At 55.7% G+C, this 23,076-nt stretch carries 20 protein-coding genes; 6 read left to right on the forward strand and 14 right to left on the reverse strand.

Annotated features, from left to right (window positions below; translation table 11 throughout):
• Window positions 1-74 precede the first annotated feature (74 nt).
• From Q0753_RS15340 to Q0753_RS15350, 3 genes are all read right to left on the reverse strand, one after another.
• Window positions 75-806, reverse strand: a complete 732-nt coding sequence (locus tag Q0753_RS15340) for a hypothetical protein (protein WP_298723095.1) — start codon at window positions 804-806, stop codon at window positions 75-77.
• Window positions 807-932: 126 nt separating this feature from the next.
• A complete protein-coding gene (locus Q0753_RS15345) occupies window positions 933-1,463 on the reverse strand; it encodes a hypothetical protein (RefSeq protein ID WP_298723098.1) in 531 nt (176 codons plus the stop codon).
• A 135-nt stretch (window positions 1,464-1,598) separates the two neighbouring features.
• Window positions 1,599-2,252 (reverse strand): hypothetical protein, encoded by a 654-nt coding sequence (locus Q0753_RS15350; RefSeq protein ID WP_298723100.1) that lies wholly within the window; start codon window positions 2,250-2,252, stop codon window positions 1,599-1,601.
• 878 nt (window positions 2,253-3,130) lie between these two features.
• Here Q0753_RS15350 and Q0753_RS15355 point away from each other — a divergent pair.
• A complete protein-coding gene (locus tag Q0753_RS15355; protein WP_298723102.1) occupies window positions 3,131-3,898 on the forward strand; it encodes an NAD(P)-binding domain-containing protein in 768 nt (255 codons plus the stop codon).
• A 281-nt stretch (window positions 3,899-4,179) separates the two neighbouring features.
• Here Q0753_RS15355 and Q0753_RS15360 read toward each other — a convergent pair whose 3' ends face one another.
• The 7 genes from Q0753_RS15360 to Q0753_RS15390 all read right to left on the reverse strand — a co-directional run bounded on the left by Q0753_RS15360 (window position 4,180) and on the right by Q0753_RS15390 (window position 11,833).
• On the reverse strand, window positions 4,180-4,509 hold the full coding sequence (locus Q0753_RS15360) for an AzlD domain-containing protein (protein WP_298723104.1): 330 nt from the start codon (window positions 4,507-4,509) through the stop codon (window positions 4,180-4,182).
• Window positions 4,502-5,227 (reverse strand): AzlC family ABC transporter permease, encoded by a 726-nt coding sequence (locus Q0753_RS15365; protein ID WP_298723106.1) that lies wholly within the window; start codon window positions 5,225-5,227, stop codon window positions 4,502-4,504. Before Q0753_RS15365 ends, Q0753_RS15360 begins: the two co-directional genes overlap by 8 nt.
• 91 nt (window positions 5,228-5,318) lie before the next feature.
• Complete coding sequence (locus Q0753_RS15370; protein ID WP_298723110.1) at window positions 5,319-6,653, reverse strand: MmgE/PrpD family protein; 1,335 nt, start codon at window positions 6,651-6,653, stop codon at window positions 5,319-5,321.
• Between the two features lie 96 nt (window positions 6,654-6,749).
• On the reverse strand, window positions 6,750-7,772 hold the full coding sequence (proX, locus tag Q0753_RS15375; protein WP_298723113.1) for a glycine betaine/L-proline ABC transporter substrate-binding protein ProX: 1,023 nt from the start codon (window positions 7,770-7,772) through the stop codon (window positions 6,750-6,752).
• A 48-nt stretch (window positions 7,773-7,820) separates the two neighbouring features.
• The gene (gene proW / locus Q0753_RS15380) at window positions 7,821-8,780 is read right to left on the reverse strand and encodes a glycine betaine/L-proline ABC transporter permease ProW (RefSeq protein ID WP_298723116.1); all 960 of its coding nucleotides are present in this window, start codon (window positions 8,778-8,780) and stop codon (window positions 7,821-7,823) included.
• 40 nt (window positions 8,781-8,820) lie between these two features.
• A complete protein-coding gene (proV, locus tag Q0753_RS15385; protein WP_298723118.1) occupies window positions 8,821-10,002 on the reverse strand; it encodes a glycine betaine/L-proline ABC transporter ATP-binding protein ProV in 1,182 nt (393 codons plus the stop codon).
• Window positions 10,003-10,606: 604 nt separating this feature from the next.
• Entirely contained in the window at window positions 10,607-11,833 is a 1,227-nt protein-coding gene (locus tag Q0753_RS15390) for an aromatic ring-hydroxylating dioxygenase subunit alpha (protein WP_298723122.1), read from the reverse strand.
• A 346-nt stretch (window positions 11,834-12,179) separates the two neighbouring features.
• Here Q0753_RS15390 and Q0753_RS15395 point away from each other — a divergent pair, with 346 nt between their 5' ends.
• From Q0753_RS15395 to Q0753_RS15415, 5 genes are all read left to right on the forward strand, one after another.
• Window positions 12,180-13,130 (forward strand): LysR family transcriptional regulator, encoded by a 951-nt coding sequence (locus tag Q0753_RS15395; RefSeq protein ID WP_298723165.1) that lies wholly within the window; start codon window positions 12,180-12,182, stop codon window positions 13,128-13,130.
• 410 nt (window positions 13,131-13,540) lie between these two features.
• Window positions 13,541-14,467 carry a dihydrodipicolinate synthase family protein gene (locus Q0753_RS15400; RefSeq protein WP_298723125.1) on the forward strand — a complete coding sequence of 309 codons (927 nt, stop codon included), beginning with the start codon at window positions 13,541-13,543 and terminating at the stop codon, window positions 14,465-14,467.
• Window positions 14,468-14,470: 3 nt separating this feature from the next.
• Window positions 14,471-15,961, forward strand: coding sequence for an aldehyde dehydrogenase (locus Q0753_RS15405; RefSeq protein ID WP_298723128.1), 1,491 nt, complete (start codon window positions 14,471-14,473; stop codon window positions 15,959-15,961).
• A gap of 98 nt (window positions 15,962-16,059) precedes the next feature.
• Window positions 16,060-17,406, forward strand: a complete 1,347-nt coding sequence (locus Q0753_RS15410) for an FAD-binding oxidoreductase (protein ID WP_298723130.1) — start codon at window positions 16,060-16,062, stop codon at window positions 17,404-17,406.
• Between the two features lie 63 nt (window positions 17,407-17,469).
• Window positions 17,470-18,582 (forward strand): hybrid-cluster NAD(P)-dependent oxidoreductase, encoded by a 1,113-nt coding sequence (locus tag Q0753_RS15415; RefSeq protein ID WP_298723133.1) that lies wholly within the window; start codon window positions 17,470-17,472, stop codon window positions 18,580-18,582.
• 89 nt (window positions 18,583-18,671) lie between these two features.
• Here the strand turns inward: Q0753_RS15415 and Q0753_RS15420 are convergent, their stop codons facing one another.
• From Q0753_RS15420 to betB, 4 genes are all read right to left on the reverse strand, one after another.
• Entirely contained in the window at window positions 18,672-19,550 is an 879-nt protein-coding gene (locus Q0753_RS15420) for a DMT family transporter (RefSeq protein ID WP_298723135.1), read from the reverse strand.
• 297 nt (window positions 19,551-19,847) lie between these two features.
• Entirely contained in the window at window positions 19,848-21,074 is a 1,227-nt protein-coding gene (locus Q0753_RS15425; protein ID WP_298723138.1) for a choline dehydrogenase, read from the reverse strand.
• The gene (locus tag Q0753_RS16685) at window positions 21,071-21,247 is read right to left on the reverse strand and encodes a hypothetical protein (protein WP_367179510.1); all 177 of its coding nucleotides are present in this window, start codon (window positions 21,245-21,247) and stop codon (window positions 21,071-21,073) included. Before Q0753_RS16685 ends, Q0753_RS15425 begins: the two co-directional genes overlap by 4 nt.
• A gap of 299 nt (window positions 21,248-21,546) precedes the next feature.
• A complete protein-coding gene (gene betB / locus Q0753_RS15440; RefSeq protein WP_298723141.1) occupies window positions 21,547-23,010 on the reverse strand; it encodes a betaine-aldehyde dehydrogenase in 1,464 nt (487 codons plus the stop codon).
• Window positions 23,011-23,076 lie beyond the last annotated feature (66 nt).

Consider the following 23,076-nt stretch of genomic DNA (forward strand, 5'->3'; position numbering starts at 1 on the left):
ACTTAATAAAGGCAGCTTCGGGCTTGTTCAACACCCGGATGAAGTGTCGGCTGCGCGACACTTATCCTTATTTGTTAAGCATTTTTTTCCCATATTTTCATTGCCATTTCTTCCACTACATCTTCATACGACCAATCTGCGGAAATAATTGGAATTCTTTTTATGAAGTTGACCCTTCGAGTAGAGAGCTGCTTTTCACATTTCCTAAGAAATTTCTCTGGATTTTCAGTAACGATGGCAACTACATCACTATATTTGAATTTAAAGTCACCACTATGTCGCCACTCACGCTCCCACGAAAAATCATGCCTGCCACTCATAAGATTGACTAAAGAATAATAATGTACGATCTCTTTATAATTGTCTTCATGTTGCTTTAGCTTCGACATTGAATTAATTCCTTCGAAGTGACGGTCAAACTCACTGAGTAAATACTCTCTTAACGAGGTTCCATCCGCATTAAGATATATCGCTGGATTAGCGCCTGAATTAAGCATCTCATCGCGCCAAAAAACAAGACCATGTGGCTGAAGTTTAATTCTTCGAGGGAAATCTTCAGCTGCTAATTTATATATTTGATTCAATGGCGCTTCCGTGAAACATACCGTTTTAAATGCATTCCTTAACTTCTGAGTAAAACCCATTGCGTTAATCTTAGGGCTAAAAAGACAGTGATGGTTTCGTGCTTCTATTGTCTTTGATTGAAGCATATTAATAAGATTATCTTCCGCAGAGACCTTTCTAGTATTCCTCGTTAAATGAACAAGAAACTTAGAAATATCACTTCTATATCTAGGATCAGACAACACAATGCTCCTTTTAATCGATCAACTACATAAAATGCTTAACGCGGAGCTTTGCGGCAATTTTGGAACCGCGAAGCGGTGGAAAAATTGTCCGACAACAGCGTATTGTTAGCACTATCCGGCTGTTCACCAAACTGGAATACTGACACCCAGGTAAGTTTGCTGTTGCTCAGTTTCATAACTCAAAACTATTCTCGGGCCATCATCGGCGAAGCTAAAGCTTGCACCAATGTCCGCGCCGATTTCAGCGAAATCTCTTTCACTCTTGTCACCAATATTAACGTCAGAGCTATAAAGCGCGGCGACCAAACCACCGTGCAGTCTTATTCGATCAGATAACCAATAGGTTGGTCCCAGTACCAACCCATATCTATTGAACTCAGTTGCTTTTGTACCACTGACTCCCCCATGCCCGGAACACGTTCCGCTGCCCGAAGAACCCGATATTGAGCCATCAGAGCAGATGCTCACAGTTGTTCCATCTTCATATTCTTCAAAGTCCCACAAAAACCTAGAATACAGTCCAATTTGAGAATTAAGCTTCTTGGAAGACCATAAATCGAGGGAAACGGCATCACCGGAGCCTGAGACACCCAGCTCTACGGCGACCACGACAGGCGAAAACATCAACGAGCACAGCAGAACCAAATTCCTCATTTCGCATCCCTTCATTTTTGCGTTGCTCGATGTATAAGTGCGTATCACGGGCTTCTCTAAGCAGGTGCTAACGCTGCCAACACAGGCGAGCGTCAGCGAGTCCAGCCAGCTTGCTGGCGTTTGTGATTGGCCTTGTTAACTACTTACTTTACTAGTGCCTAAAGTATTAATAAATCCTCTTATTAAGCGATTTTTTGAAACAACAAATCCTTCTGAGAGCAATATATCTGAACCGCTCTCCGTCTCATTTAACAACTCAATATATTGCACACTTCTTAATTTTTCGGCAAGTTTTTTATGACTACTATTTTCGTAGTTAAGCTTACCAGCAGCATGGGCAATTACGTTTCTAATTTCACCAGCTAGTTTTATTTCTTGCCATTCACAGGTGTTAAAACACCTTTCAAGACCTGCCACTTTACTTAAATAATTCTTTGCTCTTTCTATACCTTGACCAGATAAATCTTTAAGTTTCAAATTTGAATCAACCTTTTGAGCTGCAATACTACAGTAGCTATTAAGAATAGTTTCAAATAATCCGTATAAAAGCAGATAATGAGAGTGCCACAGAAACTTAGGGTATTGACTAGTTAAATTCCAATGTTCATCTTGTAAAACCCCTTCAAATAAATCTCTGTGCTCAGGAGAAACCTTTTCTATTTCTTGTGAATAATTCTTTTTTAAATCATCCACAGCATGACTTAAGGAACTTGATATAAATGAACAACTAGTTTCTAAGCAGTCAAGTTCAATAAAATGCCGAGTTCTTGTCCACTGGTCAATAAACATACAAACCATCCTAAATAGTTAACATTTTAATACTGCGCATGCGCATATTTATTCCACCGAGCCAGTTTGTTTTTATTTTTAAGTAACTGAGAATAAATAAATTATTACTGATGATCTGTATGTAATGGTGAGCAAAAACACGCATGCGCGTTATCAGCAACAGCTTGCGCACTATCTTCTCTTCCCTGCCCGTAACTTTTTCATATCATGAGTGTTTTTCAACCTGCTCTGCTGTACACGCGCATGCGTTGTTGATAGTGCGCACCGTTCCTGCAGTCTCGCCAATATACTGTATAAATCACCAGGTCATTTGTCTCGACCACGCTACCGCCCCTCGCTGTTCCGGGGCTTAAGCGCATGCCCGTCTTACTTGTTTGGGTCCATTTTTGTCGTGTGAGGCTGAAAAGGCAACGTGAAAAATCATTTTGCGAGGCGGGTGTATGAATTTGGTTGGATTATGGTCGTTTGTGGGGAGAGAATGCCGGAGCCAGAAGGAGGGCAAAGGGCCCGCTCGGCCGACCATCATATGACGGGGCCAACAAAAGCTCCTGCAATGTTGGCACTCCCGCCCTCCGTGGCGGTCGGATGTCATGTGCTGAGCGCACATGGGGCGAGCTTGTCTCGCCGTGACGAACGGTTTCAGCCTGACCGAACATCCAGTGAATGTTCGCAGTAGGCTGAAATCGTGAGTGTCATTTACCTGAGCGAGTCGGCGGAGCGGGCCCTTTGTCCGACGTGCCGCGATACAGCCGGGCGCCGATGTGAGCAACAGGTCCACATCATTCAAATGAGCCCCACTTAACATGCCAAGGTCGCAGACGGAAAAACAGCCCTTATCAGCATGCTGGTAATATGCTGAAAAACACAGGAAGCGAAACATGACAATATCCACACTCGGAATCCTGGGGGTCGGGCATCTGGCCACCTACACCGTCACCGGCCTGCGCAACAGTGGTGAGCAAAGGCCGATCACCTTGAGCCCCCGTAATGCTGAAGCCTCGGCGCTGCTAGCCGAGCGCTGCCAGTGTTCCATTGCCGCCAATAATCAGCAGGTGGTGGATAACAGCGATATCATACTGCTGGCGGTAAGGCCGGAGAGGCTGAGCGAGCTGCTGGAGGATTTGACATTCAAACCTGGGCAACTGGTTATCTCGGTGATCGCCGGTGTCGTGTTAGCACAGTTGCGGCAATATCCGGCACTGCAAGAAGCTACCCTGACCCGTTCTCTGCCCCCCGCCAGTGTCGAGGTCTGTGCCGGACCCGTGCCGCTGTTCCCGGCCAACGCAGCAGCCGAGCAACTGTTTGGCAACATCGGCAAGGTCATCGTACTGGAGTCGGAAGCACTGTTTGATGTGGCGCTGGCCCATGGCTGCCTGCATGGCTGGAGCTATTTTCTGGTGCAACAACTGATCGACTGGAGCGTAACTCGGGGCATGGACAAGGCAACCGCGCGGGATATGGTGGTGCACTCTATCGGCAGTGCCTTTGAACTCGCAGAATCCCGTCCCGAGCTCGACTATGGCGACATCGGCAACGCCATTGCGACTCCCGGCACCTTTACCCTGCAGGGCATTGAACAGATCAAAGCAGCGAATGGTCTGCAAGCCTGGAATGATGCCATGGACAGTATCTGTAAACAGCAATAATACAGATGGCGCCTACAGGCAGCGCCAGAGCTTCAAGGAGGACAAAGGGATCTGCTCTACCGACCATCACATGACAGGGACGTCATGTGCTGAGCGTCACATGGATGTGCTTGAAGCGGGTCGGTTGAGGAGACCCTTTGTCCGATGTTTACATTGAGATGAAATAGATCAATTTCTTAATCCGATTTGTATCACTCGGCCGGCAGCATCAAGACTCGTCATTCACCGAAACCTGCATCGAGCAAGAGAGGTAATGACTGCTGGTTTTGTGAGCTGGACGATTAAACGTTATAAAACTTCAATACCCAGAAGGTGACCATGCCCATGCATAATGGCCAGAATACACCTCTGAAACGCCAGGCCAGTATGGCCGTGACGAGGGCCGCCGTTATCTGTGTGATGCTCACCGAATCCAGCGACGTTTTATCCTGGAATATGATGGCGGGGATGGACAACGCGGCCAGCACGGCGGGGGCCAGCAGTTGCAATGCCCTCTGGTGCTTGCCAATATCGAAGCTTCCCCTGCCATGGAGATGAACAAACGACAGCCGTATGGCGAAGGTGCCGATGCCGACGGCGATGAATATCAACCAGAGTGTCAGGTTATCCATTGTTTTCTCTCTGTACCTTCAGGCTGTTTTTGGTGATGAAAGAGCTGGCAACCAGGCCGATGGTGGTTCCGCCGATAATCGCCGCAATAAAGCCCAGATTATAGGGAAGCTGGATCAGGCTGGTCGCCACCAGAGCCGAAAACACCGCCGTGATCAGCGATGCCCGGTTACGGATACTCGATACCAGCATGGCGATAAATGCCAGGGGAATGGCGAACTCCAGTGACCACTCGGCCGGTATCTGTTCGCCAACCAGCAGGCCCAGGATGACGGAGCCAACCCAGCTTACCGCCAGCGCCACTGCCGTACCGGCGTAGTAATAAAGCTTCTCCCTGTCACTCTGGTCGGGCGTAAAGCGAGTCGAACACAAGCCATAGGCCTGATCGCTGATCAGGTAGGCCAGGGACCATTTGTGGCGGGTCTTCAATGAGTGCAGCAGCGGGGCGAAGGTGGCGCTGTAGATCAGGAAGCGAATATTCACCATTAGCGCGGTGAAGATAATGACCGCCGGTAACGCCTGTTCCTGAATCAACTGATAGGCCGCCAGCTGGGCCGAACCGGCAAAAAACAGCAATGTCATGCCAATGGTCATCTCGGGGCTGAATCCCAGGCTGGTACCATTGGCCCCGGCGATCAGGCCAAAGGGAAGCACCCCCGGCACCATGGGCAGCAAATCTCTTACTCCTTCAAAAAAAGCGCTCTTGCTGCTTGTTTGCATGTTTTGTTGTCCTTGCACGTTCATGAGGCGTCAGGGCTGAATGGGTCAGGGACCCAATGTGCAGGATCCCTTGTTATATCTCAATACTCGATTAAGGATTCAATACCTGGTCGAGTAATGCACCGCAATCGCCGGCCTGTTCCAGCTGGTCTACCGCCGATATAATAGACTCGATACGCTCCTGGCTGAAGTTGACCGAGGCCAGTTGTACGAACTTGGTCCTGAACTCTGCCCGGGTCATGGCGGTATCCGGGTCGCCTTTGGCGGCGGTGATCGGGCTTTCGAAGTGTTTGCCGTCTTTGAGCCGTATGCTGACCCGCGACAGAATTTCCCGGGGAAAGCGGGCCGACAGATCCTCGGCTTCGACGATGTCGATGCGGCGGCTGACTGCCAGTATATCCTCTGCGTGAATGGCATCGCCGGTCACCTCGTTCGGCCCCACCTGGCCCCGGCTGAGCAGGGCCGCCAGGGGGAAGGCCAGCCCATACTGGGCTTCATCCGCATTCGCCGGAAAATGACCCTGCAGGCGCACCGACTCATGGAAGGTTTCCACCCGAACCTGTTCTATGGCGTCGTTGTTGATCTCGGGATGGGCGGCCAGCAGGGCGGTGGCGGCGGTGAGTGCGGGCTGGGCCCAGCGGCATACCGGCCAGGGTTTGAAGTACTGGGCATCGATTTCCCAGTGGCTACCCAGATCCTGCCAGCAATGCCGGACCCGCTCCATCTCGACGGTTTCCGCCGGAGCACCGGTGATCCCGGCCTGGGCCATCAGCAGGGCATTGAGCCCGGCATAGGCGCCGGCCCCGTGAGCGTCGCGCAGCATGGAGGGAAAATCCACCAACCGCATCATGGGGCAGCGGGGGCCAAAATATTCGGCGATGCCCAGTGCATGCAGAAACTGCTCTTCATCCAGGCCCAGCAGGCGGGCGCCACCGCAGACCACGCCGATGCCGGAAAAAGCCCCGGAGGCATGGTATTCGGCTGCCGTGTCCATCAGCGCGACGCCGGCACGCAGGCCGGTTTCATAGGCAACGGTGAGTGCTGCCAGAAATTCGGCACCGCTGATGGTGCGTCCCTGATCGCGGCAGGCATCGACCAGCGCCAGCAGGGCCGGGACCACGGTGGCACCGGCGTGACCTTTGGAGGTGAAGTGGCCTTCATGAGCGTCCAGGCTGTCGATGGTGAAGCCGCCGACCCAGGCCGATCCCAGGGGGTGAGCGGGTCGGCCGTCGAATAGCAGACGGCTGCTCAGCCGAGAAGGCAGATAGTGGGCGAGGGCATAGTTTTTTATACACTCGGTGGTGTTGTTTTTCTGGGCACCGGCCGCGACACCCAGAATATCCAGCAATGCGGTGCTGACCAGATACCGGGTATGTTCGGGTACTTCGGCAAAGGTCAGTCCCTTTACAAACGGATATAAAGACATGATCACTATCCTGTATAAGTCGGTAATAAAAAAGGTGCCCGACTGGGCACCTGTTCCCATCATGGGGATAAAACAATCACCGTGAACAGATCTGCGTCAGTTGGCCACAGAACGGGCCTGTTCCAGCCAGCCGTCAAAGGTGGTGCGGTGGGCGGCAATCCACTCCTGGGCGTGGCGCTTGATATCCTTGACTGATTTTTCGCCATTCTGCATTTTCAGGTTTTGGGCGCTCTCGTCAGCGGTGGTGATTTGCACCTGAGACAGAAAGGTTTTTGCGACCGGGTTTTCTTCGGCAAATTCACGGTTCATCACCGCCATTACCCTGTCGATAGCAAAGCCCAGATTTTTACCTTCATGCATGGTGTTCACGCCCTCATTGCCACCGGGCAGGCTGGTATAGGGAACTTCCAGCCATTCCACATCTTTGCCTTCAACCAGAACACCGGCGATCCACTGGGGTACCCAGGTAAAGTAGAGCACGGGTTGGCCTGCCTGGTAACGGGCGATGGTATCCGCCATCAGGGCAAAGTATGAGCCCTGATTGTTGTTGACATAGTCCTCCAGCCCGTAGGCCTTCATGTGGTGGTTGATCACCAGTTCGCAGCCCCAGCCCGGGTTGCAGCCGGTCAGATCGGCCTTGCCGTCGCCATTGGTATCGAACAGTTTGGCGATTTCCGGTTTTTTCAAATCTTCCACCGAGCGGATGTCATAGGCATCGGCGGTTTTTTTATCGATCAGGTAGCCCTGCAAAACGCCCGGTATAATACTGCCGGCCTGGACCATGGTCTCGTCACCGCCGGCTTTCTGGTAAAAGCTGTCGTGCAGTACCTCCCAGGGGTGTACGCTGAAGTCCGCGTCGCCGTATGAGAGGGCCAGCATCAGGGCGGCATATTCGGTTTCCTTGGGTTCCTCCACGTCGTAACCCAGCTCTTTCAGACCGGCCATGGCAATTTCACCCCGAAAGCGCTCTTCGGCGATGCTCGGGAAGATGGGAGTGACCGACACCCCTTCGCCCGGCTGGCTGGCGGCATGGGCTGCGCCGCCGAGGGACAGGGTGAACAATGACGCTGCGGTCAGTTGCAGTGCTTTCCTTGTCAGTTGCTTGAACTCTATTTGCATCTTCTCATACTCCATATGATGGTTGTTGCGGTCTTGTTTTACAGGGGTTCAAGGGTCGGTTCTGGGTGAGTGCTGCTTGCCCAGAAGGTTGCGATAGAGACGGACGCAGATGCCGGCCGGCCCGCTTTCGTACCAGTGCTGGGTATTGCCGCTCTCGGAGCGCTTGCCCATCGCCTGGGTCAGGCGATCGAGAAAGATGGCCAGCAGCACCAGGCCGACACCGCCAACGGTGGCCAGACCCATATCGAGGCGACCGATACCGCGCAGTACCATCTGGCCGAGGCCGCCAACCGAAATCATGGAGGCGATCACCACCATCGATAAAGACAGCATCAGGGTCTGATTGAGGCCGGCCATGATGGTCGGGGTCGCCAGTGGCAACTGGATTCGAAACAACATCTGGCGCGGAGTGCAGCCGAAGGCGCGGCCGGCTTCTACCTTGTCGGCCGGGACCTGACGGATGCCCAGGTTGGTCAGGCGTACCAGTGGCGGCAGGGCAAACACAATAGTGACCAGTACACCGGGTACGTTGCCGATACCGAACAACATCACCACCGGTACCAGGTAAACGAAGGCCGGCAGGGTCTGCATGGCGTCCAGCACCGGGCGCACAATACGCTCGAGGCGGTCGCTGCGGGAGCAAAGTATGCCCAGCGGAATACCGAACAGCACGCAGAAAAATACCGAGGTCAGCACCAGCGACAGCGTGGTCATGGACTCGGACCAGACCCCGATCAGGCCGAGGCAGAACAGGGTGACGGCACAGAACAGGCCCATCTTCTTGCCCGCCAGCTGCCAGCCGAGCAGGGAAGAGAGAATGATACCGATCAGTGGCGGGATCGACTGCAGTACGAACTCGATACCGTCAAGTACCTGATCTATTGGCCAACGAATGCTACGGAATACACTGCGAAAATTCTGTACCAGGTAATTCAGGATACTTTCTACCCATTCACCCAGCGGCACATTTAAATATTGAAACGGATCTAACAGGCTGAAATCTGACATCAGGTTACCCCTTCCTTTGAATAGTGGTGACAGTGGTTGCCTAGCTGTGACTCAGGGTTTGCAGCAGGCGGCTTCTGGAGATGGTGCCGTGGAACAGGCCGTCCCTGTCGACCACCGGGATCGGGTAGGGCGTGGTGGCCACGGTATCCAGAACCTCATGCAAGGGGGTATCGTGGTAGAGGCTGTAATGACCGTTGATACGCAAGGCCTGCAGATCCGTATTTTTACCATCGTAGTCTTTGGTGGAAATCACTCCCTGCAGAAGGCCCTGCCCATCAATCAGATAGCCATAGGGGGTGTCTGCAGAGATGCTGAAGGAGGGGATGCTGCCGTTGACGGTGATCAGGTTGTCGGTGTGTTTTTCGGCGATATCGCCGGCCTTGAGCACCTTGGACACGTCGACTCCCTTGAAGAAGGTTGCCACGTAGTCATCCGCCGGGTTGTTCAAAATCTCTTTTGGTGTGCCTATCTGTACGATGCGGCCGCCTTCCATGATGGCTATCCGGTCGCCGATGCGAATGGCTTCTTCCAGATCATGAGAAATGAAGATGATGGTGCGTTCCTGCTCTTGTTGCAGGCGGATCAATTCCCCCTGCATCTCCTGGCGGATCAGCGGATCCAGAGCCGAAAATGCCTCGTCCATCAGCAAAATGGTGGGATCATTGGCCAGGGCGCGGGCCAGTCCGACCCGTTGCTGCATGCCGCCGGACAGCTGATGCGGATAACTGGCGCCATGCTCACCCAAACCAACCTGAGCCAGGGCATCGGCGGCCCTGGCATGGCGTTCCTGTTCGCCGACGCCGGAAACCGACAAGCCAAAAGCCGCGTTTTCCAGTACCGTCATGTGAGGCATCAGGGCGAAGGACTGGAACACCATGCTCATGTCTTTGCGCCGAACCTGCAGCAGGTCGGTATCCGACAGGCCGGTGATCTCGCGGCCATTGAGCTGGATGGTACCGGCGGTGGGTTCGATCAGGCGGTTGAGCAGCCTCACCATGGTGGATTTTCCCGACCCCGAAAGGCCCATGATGACAAATATTTCTCCCCGGTTAACAGAAAAGCTGGCATCAAATACGCCAACGGCCTGACCGGTTTCCTCAAATATCTCGTCTTTACTGGCCCCTTTATTAAGCATCTCCATCGCAAGTTCAGGCTGGGCGCCAAATACTTTATAGACATTTTTTATCGAGAGGATTTCTCGTGACTCCGTCGTTACAGCCATAATTGCTACATTCCCTGTGATGATTACCGATGATTTATTTAGCGGTAATGATTAACGCTATTCAGATTGTCTGGCTGCCCGCATTAATCAACTGTCATATTATATGGCAGAATTAATGTTGGCTGCAGGATGACCATGAATATCCGTTTGGCCTGGTTATATATCTCCCTGATTGCCATGAAAATACAGCGGCACTACATGCCATTAGTTAAAAATATTTAACAACACTTTCTTTATTGATGCCGATGTATAAGTGCCATCGGATATTTGTTGTTTATTTGTAACAATCAATTTATTGCTTTTGGTCAGGTCCGTCTAACTATGTTTGGTAGGTGGAAACCATAACGATAAGTTATTGTTCGGGGTAATTTCAGTGTGCGAGGACAGCGCAACCCGGTGGAAGCAACATCATCGATGGCAAGAGTGGCTGCCCTGCACAGGGAGCTGGGTGGTGAATGCAGAACAAGCAAGAGGTGCACGCGCAGAGACAGCGCTCGGAACAAGGCTGGGAGTCAGTGCGGAAAGCGGGGGGTATCGGAGAAGTATGGTATGAACATGCCTCCTGGCTATGGGCAGGAGGCATGTTGCCGGACTATGTCATTGGTTAGTCGTTTAGCTTCTTTTTCATGGTGTCGCAGTACCAGTCGACGAACTGGCAGACGCCGTTCTCTGCAATATCCGAATAAGGTCCCGGAATATAGGATGGTGAGCCGGTGCCCTGGAAGGTTTCTTCCACCAGCTTGCGATCCTGGTTGTTGGTTGCCAGCCACACCTTGGTCAGGTTGTCCAGGTCATAATCGACGCCTTCCTGTGCATCCTTGTGTACCAGCCACTTGGTAGTGACCAAGGTTTCACCCGGGCCCAAGGGCAGGATGCGGAAACTCAGCGCATGATCGCCGAGGAAATGGTTCCAGGTGGAGGGATAGTTGAAGTACAGCAGAGCACCGATATTCTGCTCGTCGGTACTGTCCAGCCTGCCGTTGACGGCGGGTTTGCCGTTCATGGTATAGCTGACGGCGTTCTTGAACAGCGGGATGCGGGTCATGCGGTACCGGCCGTTGGGGTCCATTACCAGGCGGCTGGGCAGGCCCGCCGCTTCGCAGCGTTCCCAGTGGGCCAGCAGCTCGGGATCTTCGGCCCCGGCCACACCCGCGACAGCCAGATTTTCCAGGAAGGAGTTGAGCAACTCGGGGTGGCAGCCATCGCAATGGTAACATTCCCGGTTGTTTTCAAATACCAGCTTCCAGTTGCCTTTTTCAATCAGGTTTGACTCAAAGGCTACCTTGCAGTCTTCCAGGTTGTGCGGACCGATAAAGGGGGATACATCGCGGCGGAAGGGTTCAAAATCGGGCGCATCCTGTGCCACACAGACATAGATGTAGCTGTTGACCACTTCACAGTGAACCGGTAACAGGCCGTGTTCATCGGGGTTGAACTGCTCGCCCATATTGGCGGCAAACTTGAGCTTGCCGTCCAGATCATAGGTCCAGCGATGGTAGGGGCAGACCAGCTTGGCAACCTTGCCTTTTGACTCGGTACAGAGGCGTGAACCCCGGTGGCGGCAGCTGTTATGGAAGGCGCGGATATCGCCGCTGTTGTCACGCACGATAACAACCGGATAGCTGCCAATCTGCAGGGTCAGGTAATTTCCCGCCTTCGGGATTTCGAAGGTGTGACCGGCAAAAATCCACTCCTTGTACCAAATCTGCTCGAGATCCTGCTGATAGGTATCGGCATCGTGATAGAGTTCACGACTCAGGCTGTGGCGCGGCTTGCGCTCATTGATAAGCGAAAGGGTCTTCATTTTGCCCGTCATCATTTTAACTTCCATTGCCCTGCTCCTTGCTTTAACGGCTTTGACATGCGGTATTAATTACAGGAAGACAGACATTCTTGATTGAATGTTTGCTGATTAAAAATACAGTAAGGTATACATTTTAATTGATAAATGCTGACAATAAACAAGTGTTCTTAATGTGCAGCTTTCCAGGTTGCACGGTAGGGTTTTGTTATGCTTTATCCCTTCATCAAGAAAATCTTCAATCTGTTTATTAAGAGATAGCTGATTGACTAACTATATAAGTACGATAGAGTTGAGAGAAGCAACTTTAACTTATCGGAATTGATAATAAAATATTATGGTTAAGCTTGTAGAACCGGACAAAATATTGGTCAGAATGCCCTCGTTAAGGGCAGTCAGGTCGTTTGTGGCCGCCGCCAAATACTTGAGTTTTACCCGGGCGGCCGAGGCGCTGTGTGTCACCCAGGCGGCGATCAGCCGTCAGATCCGCGAGCTGGAAGCCCATCTGGAGGTGGAGCTGTTCAGGCGTATCGGGCGCTCGGTCGAGTTGACCGAAGCCGGCACTATCTTCTACGACGCAGCCTACCTGTCATTTGTGAATATTGCCCAGGCGGCTGAACGTATTCAGAGTACCAAGAGCGGCAAGCCGGCCCTGACCATCTGTTGTTCACCGGCGTTTTCCGGACTTTGGCTGTCGCGCCGTCTGCCCGATTTTTTTGCCGACAACCCGGATATCGATATCAATGTGGTGACTACCGGCAATTTTCTGCAGATGGAACCCGGTGTGCATCCCGATGTGTTTATCAACAAGGTCACGGATCCGCGGGAGGGGTATCATTCCACCCCTCTGTTTTATGATCTTATCTACCCGGTCTGCACTCCGGCGTTTCTGCAGCAAAACCCGGCCATTGCCAGCCTGGAGGGCCTGCGAGATACCGTGCTGCTGAATCTGAGCCCCTACGGCAGGGCACAGGTTGCGGAGCATGTGGACTGGAGCGTCTGGTTCTCCTTCTTCAATATCAACCTGGAAACCCGTTCCAGAGACGACAAGCATTTGTTTAATGCCAATGATTACAACATGCTGATACAGATGGTGCTGAACAATCAGGGCGTGTCGCTGGGCTGGCACCATCTGGTGTCGCCGCTGGTGGAGCAGGGGCTACTGGTCAGGCCGGTAGCGCAGGAAGTGGTGTTTCGGGAGAAACGGCACTATCTCACCTATCTCGAGAGCAAGGTCAATAACGAGGTGTTCTGTCGGTTCAGAGACTGGATGCTCGGCTGCATGGACGATGAACGGATCTCGGTCCCGGCGCTCGAAAGGGAATAAGCCGCGGAGGGTATCTTTATTGCGGGCCAGCAATCCGCGTGGCCCGAGAGCAATATTACTTTTGGCTCCACTTGGTGCTTTATTCTATTTTATGAAAATGCACATTCTTTTTCTGCCATTACTCAGCGGCATTGCTTATTCGAATTTCTCTGGGGTTATCCCGGGATAACCAGCAGGATGCACATGGTCAAAGTTTCATTCCAAGCCTGCCTGTCTGCAGGCTTTTTGTTTTTTATCCTCATGATTGGATAACCCAAGGTTATGTTTATCCTTCAATAAAAGTGTGTTGTGGCGTCCGGTAGCTCTTGGTTAATCTTGCCTTAATGAAATTAACCGAGCCCTGCCGGGATATTGAATATCCCTTGTGCAGACATTTAAGACGATATGATACAGGGATATAGGTGATTAACATGCAATTCAAGGGAATTTACACACCAGTCATCACGCCGTTTGCCGAGGATTACAGCATTGATTATCAGGCCTTCACGGCACTGATTGATCATCTGGTCGATGCCGGTGTGCACGGCATTATCGTCGGTGGTACTACCGGTGAATATTACGTTGAAACGTTGGACGAGCGGGTCCGCCTGCTGCAGTTGGCCATCGAGCGTTGTGCCGGGCGGATACCTGTCATCTTTGGTACCGGCTCTATCAATCCGGATGAATCTATTGCGCTGGCAGAGGCTGCTGCCAAGCAGGGAGCCGATGCGATCCTGGTGGCCACTCCTCCCTATTCATTGCCAACGGAGCATGAAGTGGCGCAGCACATTCTCGCCGTCGATCGCGCCGCGGACTTGCCGATTATGCTGTACAACTACCCGGCCCGTATGGGGGTGACGATGGGCGAGGCGTGTCTCGACGAGATTGCATCTTCCAAAAACATTTGTGCGATCAAGGAAAGTTCCGGCGATATTAACCGCCTGCACTTGCTGGTCAATGATTATCCGCAACTGCAGTTGTCCTGCGGCATGGATGATCAGGCGCTGGAGTATTTTGCCTGGGGTGCTCAAAGCTGGGTTTGCGCCGGCTCCAATTTCCTCGCTAAAGAGCATGTTGCCTTGTACAACGCCTGTGTGGTGGAAGGGGATTTCAACAAGGGGCGCCGCATCATGGCGGCCATGATGCCGCTGATGAGCGTACTGGAGCAGGGTGGCAAGTTCATCCAGAGCGTCAAGCACGGCGTGACCCTGTCCGGGCATTTTGCCGGTGTGACCCGCAAGCCCCTGTATGGTCTGAACCAGGATGAGCAGGATTCACTGGCGCAGGTGGTTTCTACCCTCAAGCGCACGATTGCCGATATCCAGGCGGAAAGTGCCGTTTTTGCGAAGGAGGCATAAGCCATGAGCGAACTGTTGACCCGGGAACAATACCACGCCATCGCTGCAGACCTGCAATTGCCGACCCAGAGCTTTATCGACGGTCGCTTCCGTCCGGCTCTGTCCGGCAATACCCTGCCAACCGTCAACCCGGCTACCGGTGACGTGCTGACAAATATCGCTGCCTGTAACGCCGAAGACGTCGACTTCGCGGTGCAGAAAGCCCGCGCGGCGTTTGATGACGGTCGCTGGAGCAACCTGCATCCGGGCGAGCGCAAGGCGGTACTGTTGCAGCTGGCCGAGCTGATGGAGCAGCACAGCCGCGAGCTGGCGGTACTGGAAAGCCTCGACTCCGGCAAACCGGTTGCCGAGTGTGAGACCGTTGATGTGCCCGAAACCATCCACTTTATTCGGTGGCACGCCGAATCCACCGACAAAATCTACGATCAAACCGCGCCGGTTGGTTCCGATGCGGTGGCGATGGTGGTGCGTGAGCCGATCGGCGTGGTGGGTGCGGTACTGCCCTGGAACTTCCCGTTGCTGATGCTGGGCTGGAAACTGGGCCCGGCGCTGGCGGCCGGTTGTACCGTGGTGCTCAAACCCGCCATTCAGACCTCGCTGACCGCCCTGCGTGTGGCCGAACTGGCGCACGAAGCCGGCCTGCCGAACGGGGTGCTGAACGTGATCACCGGCCGTGGCTCCGAGGTAGGGGCTGCCATAGGACGTCATCCGGATGTGGACATGGTGACCTTCACCGGCTCCACCGAAACCGGTCGTCTGTTCCTGAACTACGCCGCCGAGTCCAACCTGAAAGAGGTGGTGCTCGAGTGCGGTGGCAAGAACCCCTGTGTCGTACTGGACGACGCCGAAGATCTGGATGCGGTGGCCGAACACGTGGTGGCGGCGGCGTTCTGGAACATGGGTGAGAACTGCTCTGCCGGCTCGCGCCTTATCGTGCACGAAAACATCAAGGATGCCCTGCTGGAGCGGGTGTGTGCTCACACCCGCGAATGGCGTACCGGTGACCCGCTGGATCCGGCCAACAAGCTGGGGGCCCTGGTCGATAAAGGGCACTTCGATAAAGTGGTGAGTTACCTGAATCGAGGCAAGGAAGACGGTCACACCCTGTTGCTGGGCGGCGAGTCGATGGAAGGCAATTTTGTGCCGCCGACTATTTTCGACGGCGTGAAGAATGGCGATGCGCTGGCGCGGGAAGAGATCTTCGGCCCGATACTGGTCGTGATCACCGTGGCCAGCGTCGAGGAGGCCATTGCGGTAGCCAACGACACCGACTACGGCCTGGCCGCCTCGGTGTTTACGGCCAATGCCAAAAAAGCGCTGCGTGCAGCCCGGGCCATTCGTGCCGGTACCGTCACGGTGAACTGTTTCGGTGAAGGAGATGCGACGACGCCTTTTGGTGGCTACAAGCAGTCCGGCTTCGGCGGACGCGACAATTCTCTGCACGCCCACGATCAGTATACCCAACTGAAAACCGTCTGGATTGACCTGAGCTAAGAACCCGAGAGCGCCCGGCATGATGCCGGGGATCTTCTCTGACCCGGGCCGCCGGCCCGGGTCAGGTTCCACCGTTTCTCCCCGAGAGGAACCAGAGAATGACCAAAACGATAAATGTCAGCCGCATCCCTAAAGACACGGGGCCTGCCGGCTGGAATCAGATACTCCCCTCCGCAAAACACTACCCTCAGCTGAAGGAAGATATCCAAGCTGAATGGGTGGTGGTCGGTGGAGGATTTGCGGGCATTGCCGCCGCGCGACGGTTGAGTCAGTTGACCGGCAATGACCGCATCGTCTTGCTGGAAGCCAACCGTTTGGCGGAAGGGCCGGCGGGACGTAACAGCGGCTTCATGATTGACCTGCCTCATGAGCTGAATTCGGAGACTTATGCCGGTGCGGCGGAAGCGGATCTACAACAGATCCGGCTTAACCGGACGGCCATCGACTTTGCCCGCCAGATGGCGGAAGAGTTTGAGATGCCCAAACGGGTATTTGACCCCTGTGGCAAAGTCACAGGGGCTGCCTCGGCCAAAGGCGAACAGCATATCGATAGCTATGTGAACCATCTCGGCAGCCTGGGTGAGCAGTACCGGTTGCTGACGGCGGCCGAGATGAAAGAGCGGACGGGTACCGATTATTATCGCAAGGGGCTGTTTACCCCCGGTGCCGTGATGATCCAGCCGGCGGCCTATATCCGGATGGCGGCAGAGGGGATTTCCGGACGGGTGTCCATTTATGAGCAAAGCCCGGTACTGGCAATGGAGCTGGGCGACGAGCATGTGCTGACCACGCCGGGGGCCAAAATTCGTGCCCGGAACGTGATCCTGGCGGTAAACGGACATATTCAGTCGTTCGGGTTTTTCCCTCGTCAGTTGTTGCATGTGTTTACTTATGCATCTATGACCCGGGCTCTGAGTCCGGCAGAGGTGGCGCGGCTGGGCGGCCAGCCCGACTGGGGCGTACTACCGGCCGATCCCATGGGCACCACGGTGCGCCGGGTCTCGAGCCTGATGGGCAGTGGCGACCGGGTGACGGTACGCAACCGCTTTACCCTGAACCAGTCGATGGAGATATCACAGCGGCATATAAAGGAGGTGGCGCGGGCCCATGACAAGTCCTTCGCCACCCGTTTTCCCATGCTGGACGGGGTGCCGATGGAACATCGCTGGGGGGGGCGGCTCTGCCTGTCCTGGAATTCGGTGCCGGCGTTCGGCGAGCTGGAGGAGCGAGTCTTTTCCGCTGCCTGCCAGAACGGCCTGGGAACGGTAAAGGGCACCCTGTCCGGAATGATGGCGGCGGAGCTGGCGGTGCGTCGTCAATCGCCGCTGCTGGAAGAGTTTACCCGTTGCGACGCGCCGCGCCGGCTGCCACCCGAGCCCTTTCTGTCGGTGGGCGCTAATATGACCATGCGCTGGAAAGAATGGCTGGCGGGTATCGAGTTGTGATTGCCGACCGCATCTATTGTTTTGCCGGGCAGGCAGTGAACAGGTTTGAACAAGGAGTATGCCATGAGTATTAACACTGCCGAGTTTCTTAACCCGGTGAATACCCAGACCTGGGAAAATGGTCGACATCTGGTTCGTTGTGTCAAGGTCATACAAGAAACCCATGATGTCTGCACCTTTACCTTCGGCATGGGGCAGCCGGTGCTGTTTTTCTTCAAGCCGGGTCAGTTTGTGACCCTGGAACTGGAGATTGAGGGTGAGCGGGTCATGCGCTCCTATACCATTTCCAGCTCTCCTTCCATTCCCTACAGTTTTTCGATCACGGTGAAACGGGTGCCCGGGGGCGTGGTATCGAATTGGTTGCATGACAGCTTGCAACCCGGCGATCAGCTGGCGGTGCATGGTCCGGTAGGACAGTTCAACTGTCTGGATTACCCGGCTGACAAGGTGCTGCTGCTGTCGGGCGGCGTGGGCATTACTCCGGTGATGTCGATGGCGCGCTGGTGGTTCAACACCGACTCCGAAGTGGACATGGTGTTTGCCCACAGCGCCAGGACGCCCAGCGACATGATCTATGGCCATGAACTGGAATACATGTCGTCACGCATTGACAACTTCCGGCTGCACCTGATCTGCGAACGAATTGACGTAGGCCAGTCATGGAGTGGCTACCGGGGGTATATGGGACGGTCGATGCTGGAGCTGATTGCCCCGGACTTTCTCGAGCGGGAAGTCTTCTGTTGTGGCCCTGCGCCCTACATGAAGGCGGTGCGAAACCTGCTTGAAGACGCCGGTTTCGATATGCGGCATTACCATGAGGAATCGTTCGGCGCAACGCCCGTCGAGGACATCCAACAGGCGGAAGTACACGCGGATGAAGCCGAGGTGCTGGAAGCCGAGCAGGAGCTGCTGGAAACGGTGGCGGTCAGTTTTGCCGATTCAGATGTCAGCATCGATGTGGTGATGGGTACCAACCTCAACGAGGCGGCCCTCGAGGCTGGGGTGAGCATTCCCAAGGCCTGCGGCATGGGGATCTGTGGCGCCTGCCGGGTGAAGGTGAATGCCGGCCAGTATGACATGGAGCATAACGGCGGTATTAGCGAGGCAGAGATTGCCGACGGTTATGTGCTGTCCTGCTGCACCAAAGTCAACGGGGCCATGGAGGTCGAATACTGAAACAGAGCGGGCGTTGGCCTGCAGATGGAGTGACAAACGCCGGGGATGCCCCGGCGTTTTTGTTTCCAGTAGACTCGTAACTAGCGCTTTCAAGCCTCGCAGGCGCGTTCGACCAATACCGTCTTGCGGCGCCGCCTGACCGGCCACGACTGGCAGGCGAGGGCGGCGAGTACCACCAGGCCGCCCATCCAGGCCTGCGGGCCGGGTTGCTCTGCCAGTACCAGCCAGACCCACAGCGGGCCGAGCAGCATTTCCAGCATCATCAGCAGGCCCACTTCCGGCGCCGACAGGTAGCGCGGGCCTTGCGTTATCAGGGCATAGGCCAGGGGCACCACCAGCAGGCCGAGAATGGCTATCCACACTATGTCTTGGGTCGGTAGTGCCAGAGTAGGTGCCTGAAACAGGGCGAACAGGCTGACCATAAGGCCGGCCGGTACCAGTGCCGGGGTCATGTTGGCGGGGCTGGCGGCTCGCTCTACCACAAACTTGGCCGCCATGCTGGCGGCACACAGCAGGGCGGTGATATCGCCCTGCAGGTGGCTGCCGTCCCGGCTGCCGGAAAACACCAGTGCCAGTCCGCCCAGGCACAGCAGTATCGCCAGCCAGGTGCGGCCGGATACGCGTTCTTTCAGCACAAAACGGCTGAGCAGGGCACCGATCAGCGGCGCGGCGCTGAGGATGATCAGGGTATTGGCCACGCTGGTCAGGCGTATCGAGATCACGAAGGTGATGGTACAGACTGCATAAAACAGCGCCGAGCCCAGGCCCAGCGAAAGCAGCTTGCGAGTGGGGCGGTAGCTGTGAGCACGAAACAGGCAGACACCGCCGATGCACAGGCTGAGCAGCAGGCCGCGCCAGAACAGTAAAATCCAGGGATCGGCGCTGATCAGCCGGATCAGCAGGGCGTCCAGGCTCAGCACCGCCACCCCACCCGCAGTCAGCAGCCCACCTTTCAAGCGGTTATCCATGATGTTCTCCCGTTTATTTTGTTGTTATGCCGGCATGGTACCCTGCCTTTTCTTCGGCATGGCTCTGGCAGCGGCCCGGTATTGTCTTAAAACGACCTGTGGGGTGGATGTCGTCTGCGTCATATCAATCCCGGACAAAGGGCCCGCTTCTCCGACCCGCTCAAGCACATCCATGTGACGCTCAGCACATGACATCCCTGTCATGTGATGGTCGGTGAAGCAGATCCCTTTGTCCTCCTCGATACTCCGGCGTGGCCTGTTGGTGACGTCTACAGGCCCCTCAATACTGCCGGTGGTTCAGGATAGATTCCGCAGGGGGGATTTTGCCCGCTGGCGTTGCTGCCATTGCTCATCCATCCCCACTTCCGCCACCGAGGGCGCCAGCGGCGTCTTGCCCAGGATCAGATCTGCGGCCCGCTCTGCCACCATGATGGTGGGCGAGTTCAGGTTGCCGTTGGGAATGGTGGGGAAAATGGACGAGTCCACCACCCGGAGGCCCTGTATGCCGTGCACCCGGGTGTCCGGGCCTACCACGGCCCGCTCGTCCGTGCCCATGGGGCAGGTGCAGGTGGGGTGATAGGCGCTTTCTACCGCCTGGCGCACGAAGGCATCTATCTCGTCATCGGTCTTGATCTGCTCGCCGGGCTGGATTTCCTCCGCCCGGTAAGGGTCCACCGCCGGCTGGTTGATGATCTCCCGGGTGCAGGCGCGAAAGCCTTCCCGGTCGTCTTCGTGCTCCAGATAGTTGAAGCGTATTTTCGGCGCCACGCTGGGGTCGGCACTGGCCACCTTGACCGTGCCGCGGCTTTTCGGCTTGTTATGGCCGATATGCAGCTGAAAATCGTGGCCGGAAAAGGCTTCCTTGCCGTCGTAGCGCATCGCCGCCGGCAAAAAGTGGTACTGCAGATCCGGCCATTCGACACCGGCTTTGGAGCGTATGAAACCACAGGACTCGAAGTGGTTGGTGGCACCCAGGCCGTCTTTTTTCAGCAACCAGCGGCTGCCTATCTTGAACTTGCTCCACAGCCCCAGCTGACCGTTGAGGGAGATGGGCTGCTTGCAGCGAAACTGGAAGTAGAACTCCAGATGATCCTGCAGGTTTTCGCCCACGCCGGGCAGCTCGTGCTGGAGTGGAATACTGGCCGCCTCCAGGGGGGCTCTGGCACCGATGCCCGACAACTGCAGCAGGTGCGGCGAGCCGATGGAGCCGGCGCTGAGGATCACTTCCTTACCGGCCCGTACTTCCTGCACCTGCACCTGACCCTGCCGCTCGTAACGCACGCCCACCGCCTGTTTGTCTTCCAGCAGCACCTTGTGCACCAGGGCATGGGTGACCACGGTCAGGTTGGGGCGGTTCATGGCCGGGCGCAGGTAGGCGTTGGCGGTAGACCAGCGCCTGCCGTGCTTCACCGTCATGTGCATGGGGCCGAAGCCTTCCTGCTGGCGGCCGTTGTAGTCGGGGGTATGAAAATAACCGGCTTCCTGCCCCGCATCGACAAAGGCCTGGTACAGGGGGTTTTTCATGTTGTTGCCGTTGTTGACCCCGAGCGGGCCCTGGTCGCCCGGTAGTCGTCACCCCCGAAGGCCCAGCTTTCGGCTTTCTTGAAGTAGGGCAGGCAGTGGGCATAGTCCCAGCCCTCGGCGCCTCGGCTCTGCCATTCGTCGAAGTCCCGGGCGTGGCCGCACACATAGACCATGCCGTTGATGGAGGAAGCCCCCCCAGTACCTTGCCGCGGGGGCAGTGCATGACCTGGTTGTCGAGAAAGGACTCGGGCTCGCTGTGAAACTGCCAGGCGTATTTCTTGGTGTTCATGGGAATGGACAGAGCAGTGAGCATCTGAATGAAAATGCTCTTGCCGCTGCTGCCGGTTTCCAGCAGCAGTACCTTGCTGGTGCCGTCTTCGGTGAGGCGGTTGGCCAGCACACAACCGGCGGAGCCGGCGCCCACTATGATGTAGTCGAATGCGTTGTTCATTGCGTTACCTCGTCACCGCCCTTAAAACGGGCTTTCCAGCTTGTTCATGCCCACATACACTGCCTTGAGCTGGGTATAGTGGTTCAGGGTGGCCAGGCCGTTTTCCCGGCCGATGCCGGACAGCTTGTAACCGCCCACCGGCATTTCGGCGGGGGAGGCGCCGTAGGCGTTGATCCAGCAGATACCGGCCTGCAGCCGGTGAATGATCCTGTGTGCCCGACGAATGTCGTTGGTGAAGACGCCGGCGGCCAGGCCGGTCTCGGTGTCGTTGGCGCGGGCAATCACTTCTTCTTCGTGCTCGAAGGTCAGCACCGACATCACGGGGCCGAAGATCTCTTCCCGGCAGATGCTCATGTCGTCACGGCAGTCGGTGAAGATGGTGGGCGCCACAAAGTAGCCGTCGGGCGCGTTATCCGGGTGCAGCGCTTCGCCGCCGTGGGCCAGGGTGGCGCCTTCTTCCAGACCCTGGTGGATGTAGCCCAGTACCTTCTGCTGATGCTCCCGGGAAATGAGGGCACCGAAGTTGGTGGCGGGATCCATGGGGTCGCCGACGATGATGTTGTTGCGGGTGCGCTCCAGCAGCCGTTCCATAAAGGTCGGATAGATATTTTTGTGCACGAATACCCGAGTGCCGTTGGTACAGATTTCGCCTTGGGTATAGAAGTTGCCGAGCATGGCGGCGGAGACGGCGTCGTCCACCTCCGCATCGTCGAAGATGATCAGCGGCGACTTGCCGCCCAGCTCCATGGTGACCTCTTTCAGCGAGCCGGCGGCGGCGGCCATGACTCTTTTGCCGGTGCCGACTTCGCCGGTGAAGGACACCTTGGCAATGTCCGGGTGGTTCGTGAGCCAGGCACCGACGGCGCCGTCACCCTGTACCACGTTGAACACCCCGGCGGGCACCCCGGCCTCGATGAATATTTCGGCAAGCTTGAGTGCCCCCAGCGGGGTTTCTTCCGACGGCTTGAAGATCATGGCGTTGCCGCAGGCTAGGGCCGGGGCGGCTTTCCAGCAGGCGATTTGCAGCGGATAGTTCCAGGCGCCGATGCCGGCACAGATGCCGAGCGGTTCGCGTCGGGTGTAGTAGAAGTCGCCGCCGAGATCCTGCTGGTTGCCTTCGAGCGAAGGCGCCATGCCGGCGAAGAACTCGATGCTGTCGGCACCGGTTACCACGTCTACCACCGAGGCTTCCTGCCAGGGTTTGCCGGTGTCCTGCACCTCGATGCGGGCCAGCTCATCATTCCGCTCTCTGAGTAGCGCCACGGCCCGTAACAGGATGCGGCTGCGTTCCATGCCACTCATGGCCGACCACTGCTCGAAGCCCCGACGGGCCGAGGCGATGGCGGCGTTCTGTATGCAGGCGTCGGCTACTTCCATCTGGTAGGCGACGTCGCCGGTAGCCGGGTTGATGACGTCGAAGCTGTCGCCGTTTTCGTTGGCCAGGTAGCGTCCGTCGACAAAATTCTGATAGCGCATCAATGACATGCTTTTGCTCCATGCGAGGTTAACAGCTGTTCGATAAAGGATTTTCACAGGCTCTCGGCACGAGCG

Source organism: uncultured Oceanisphaera sp., assembly GCF_947495715.1.
Lineage (GTDB): Bacteria > Pseudomonadota > Gammaproteobacteria > Enterobacterales > Aeromonadaceae > Oceanimonas > Oceanimonas sediminis.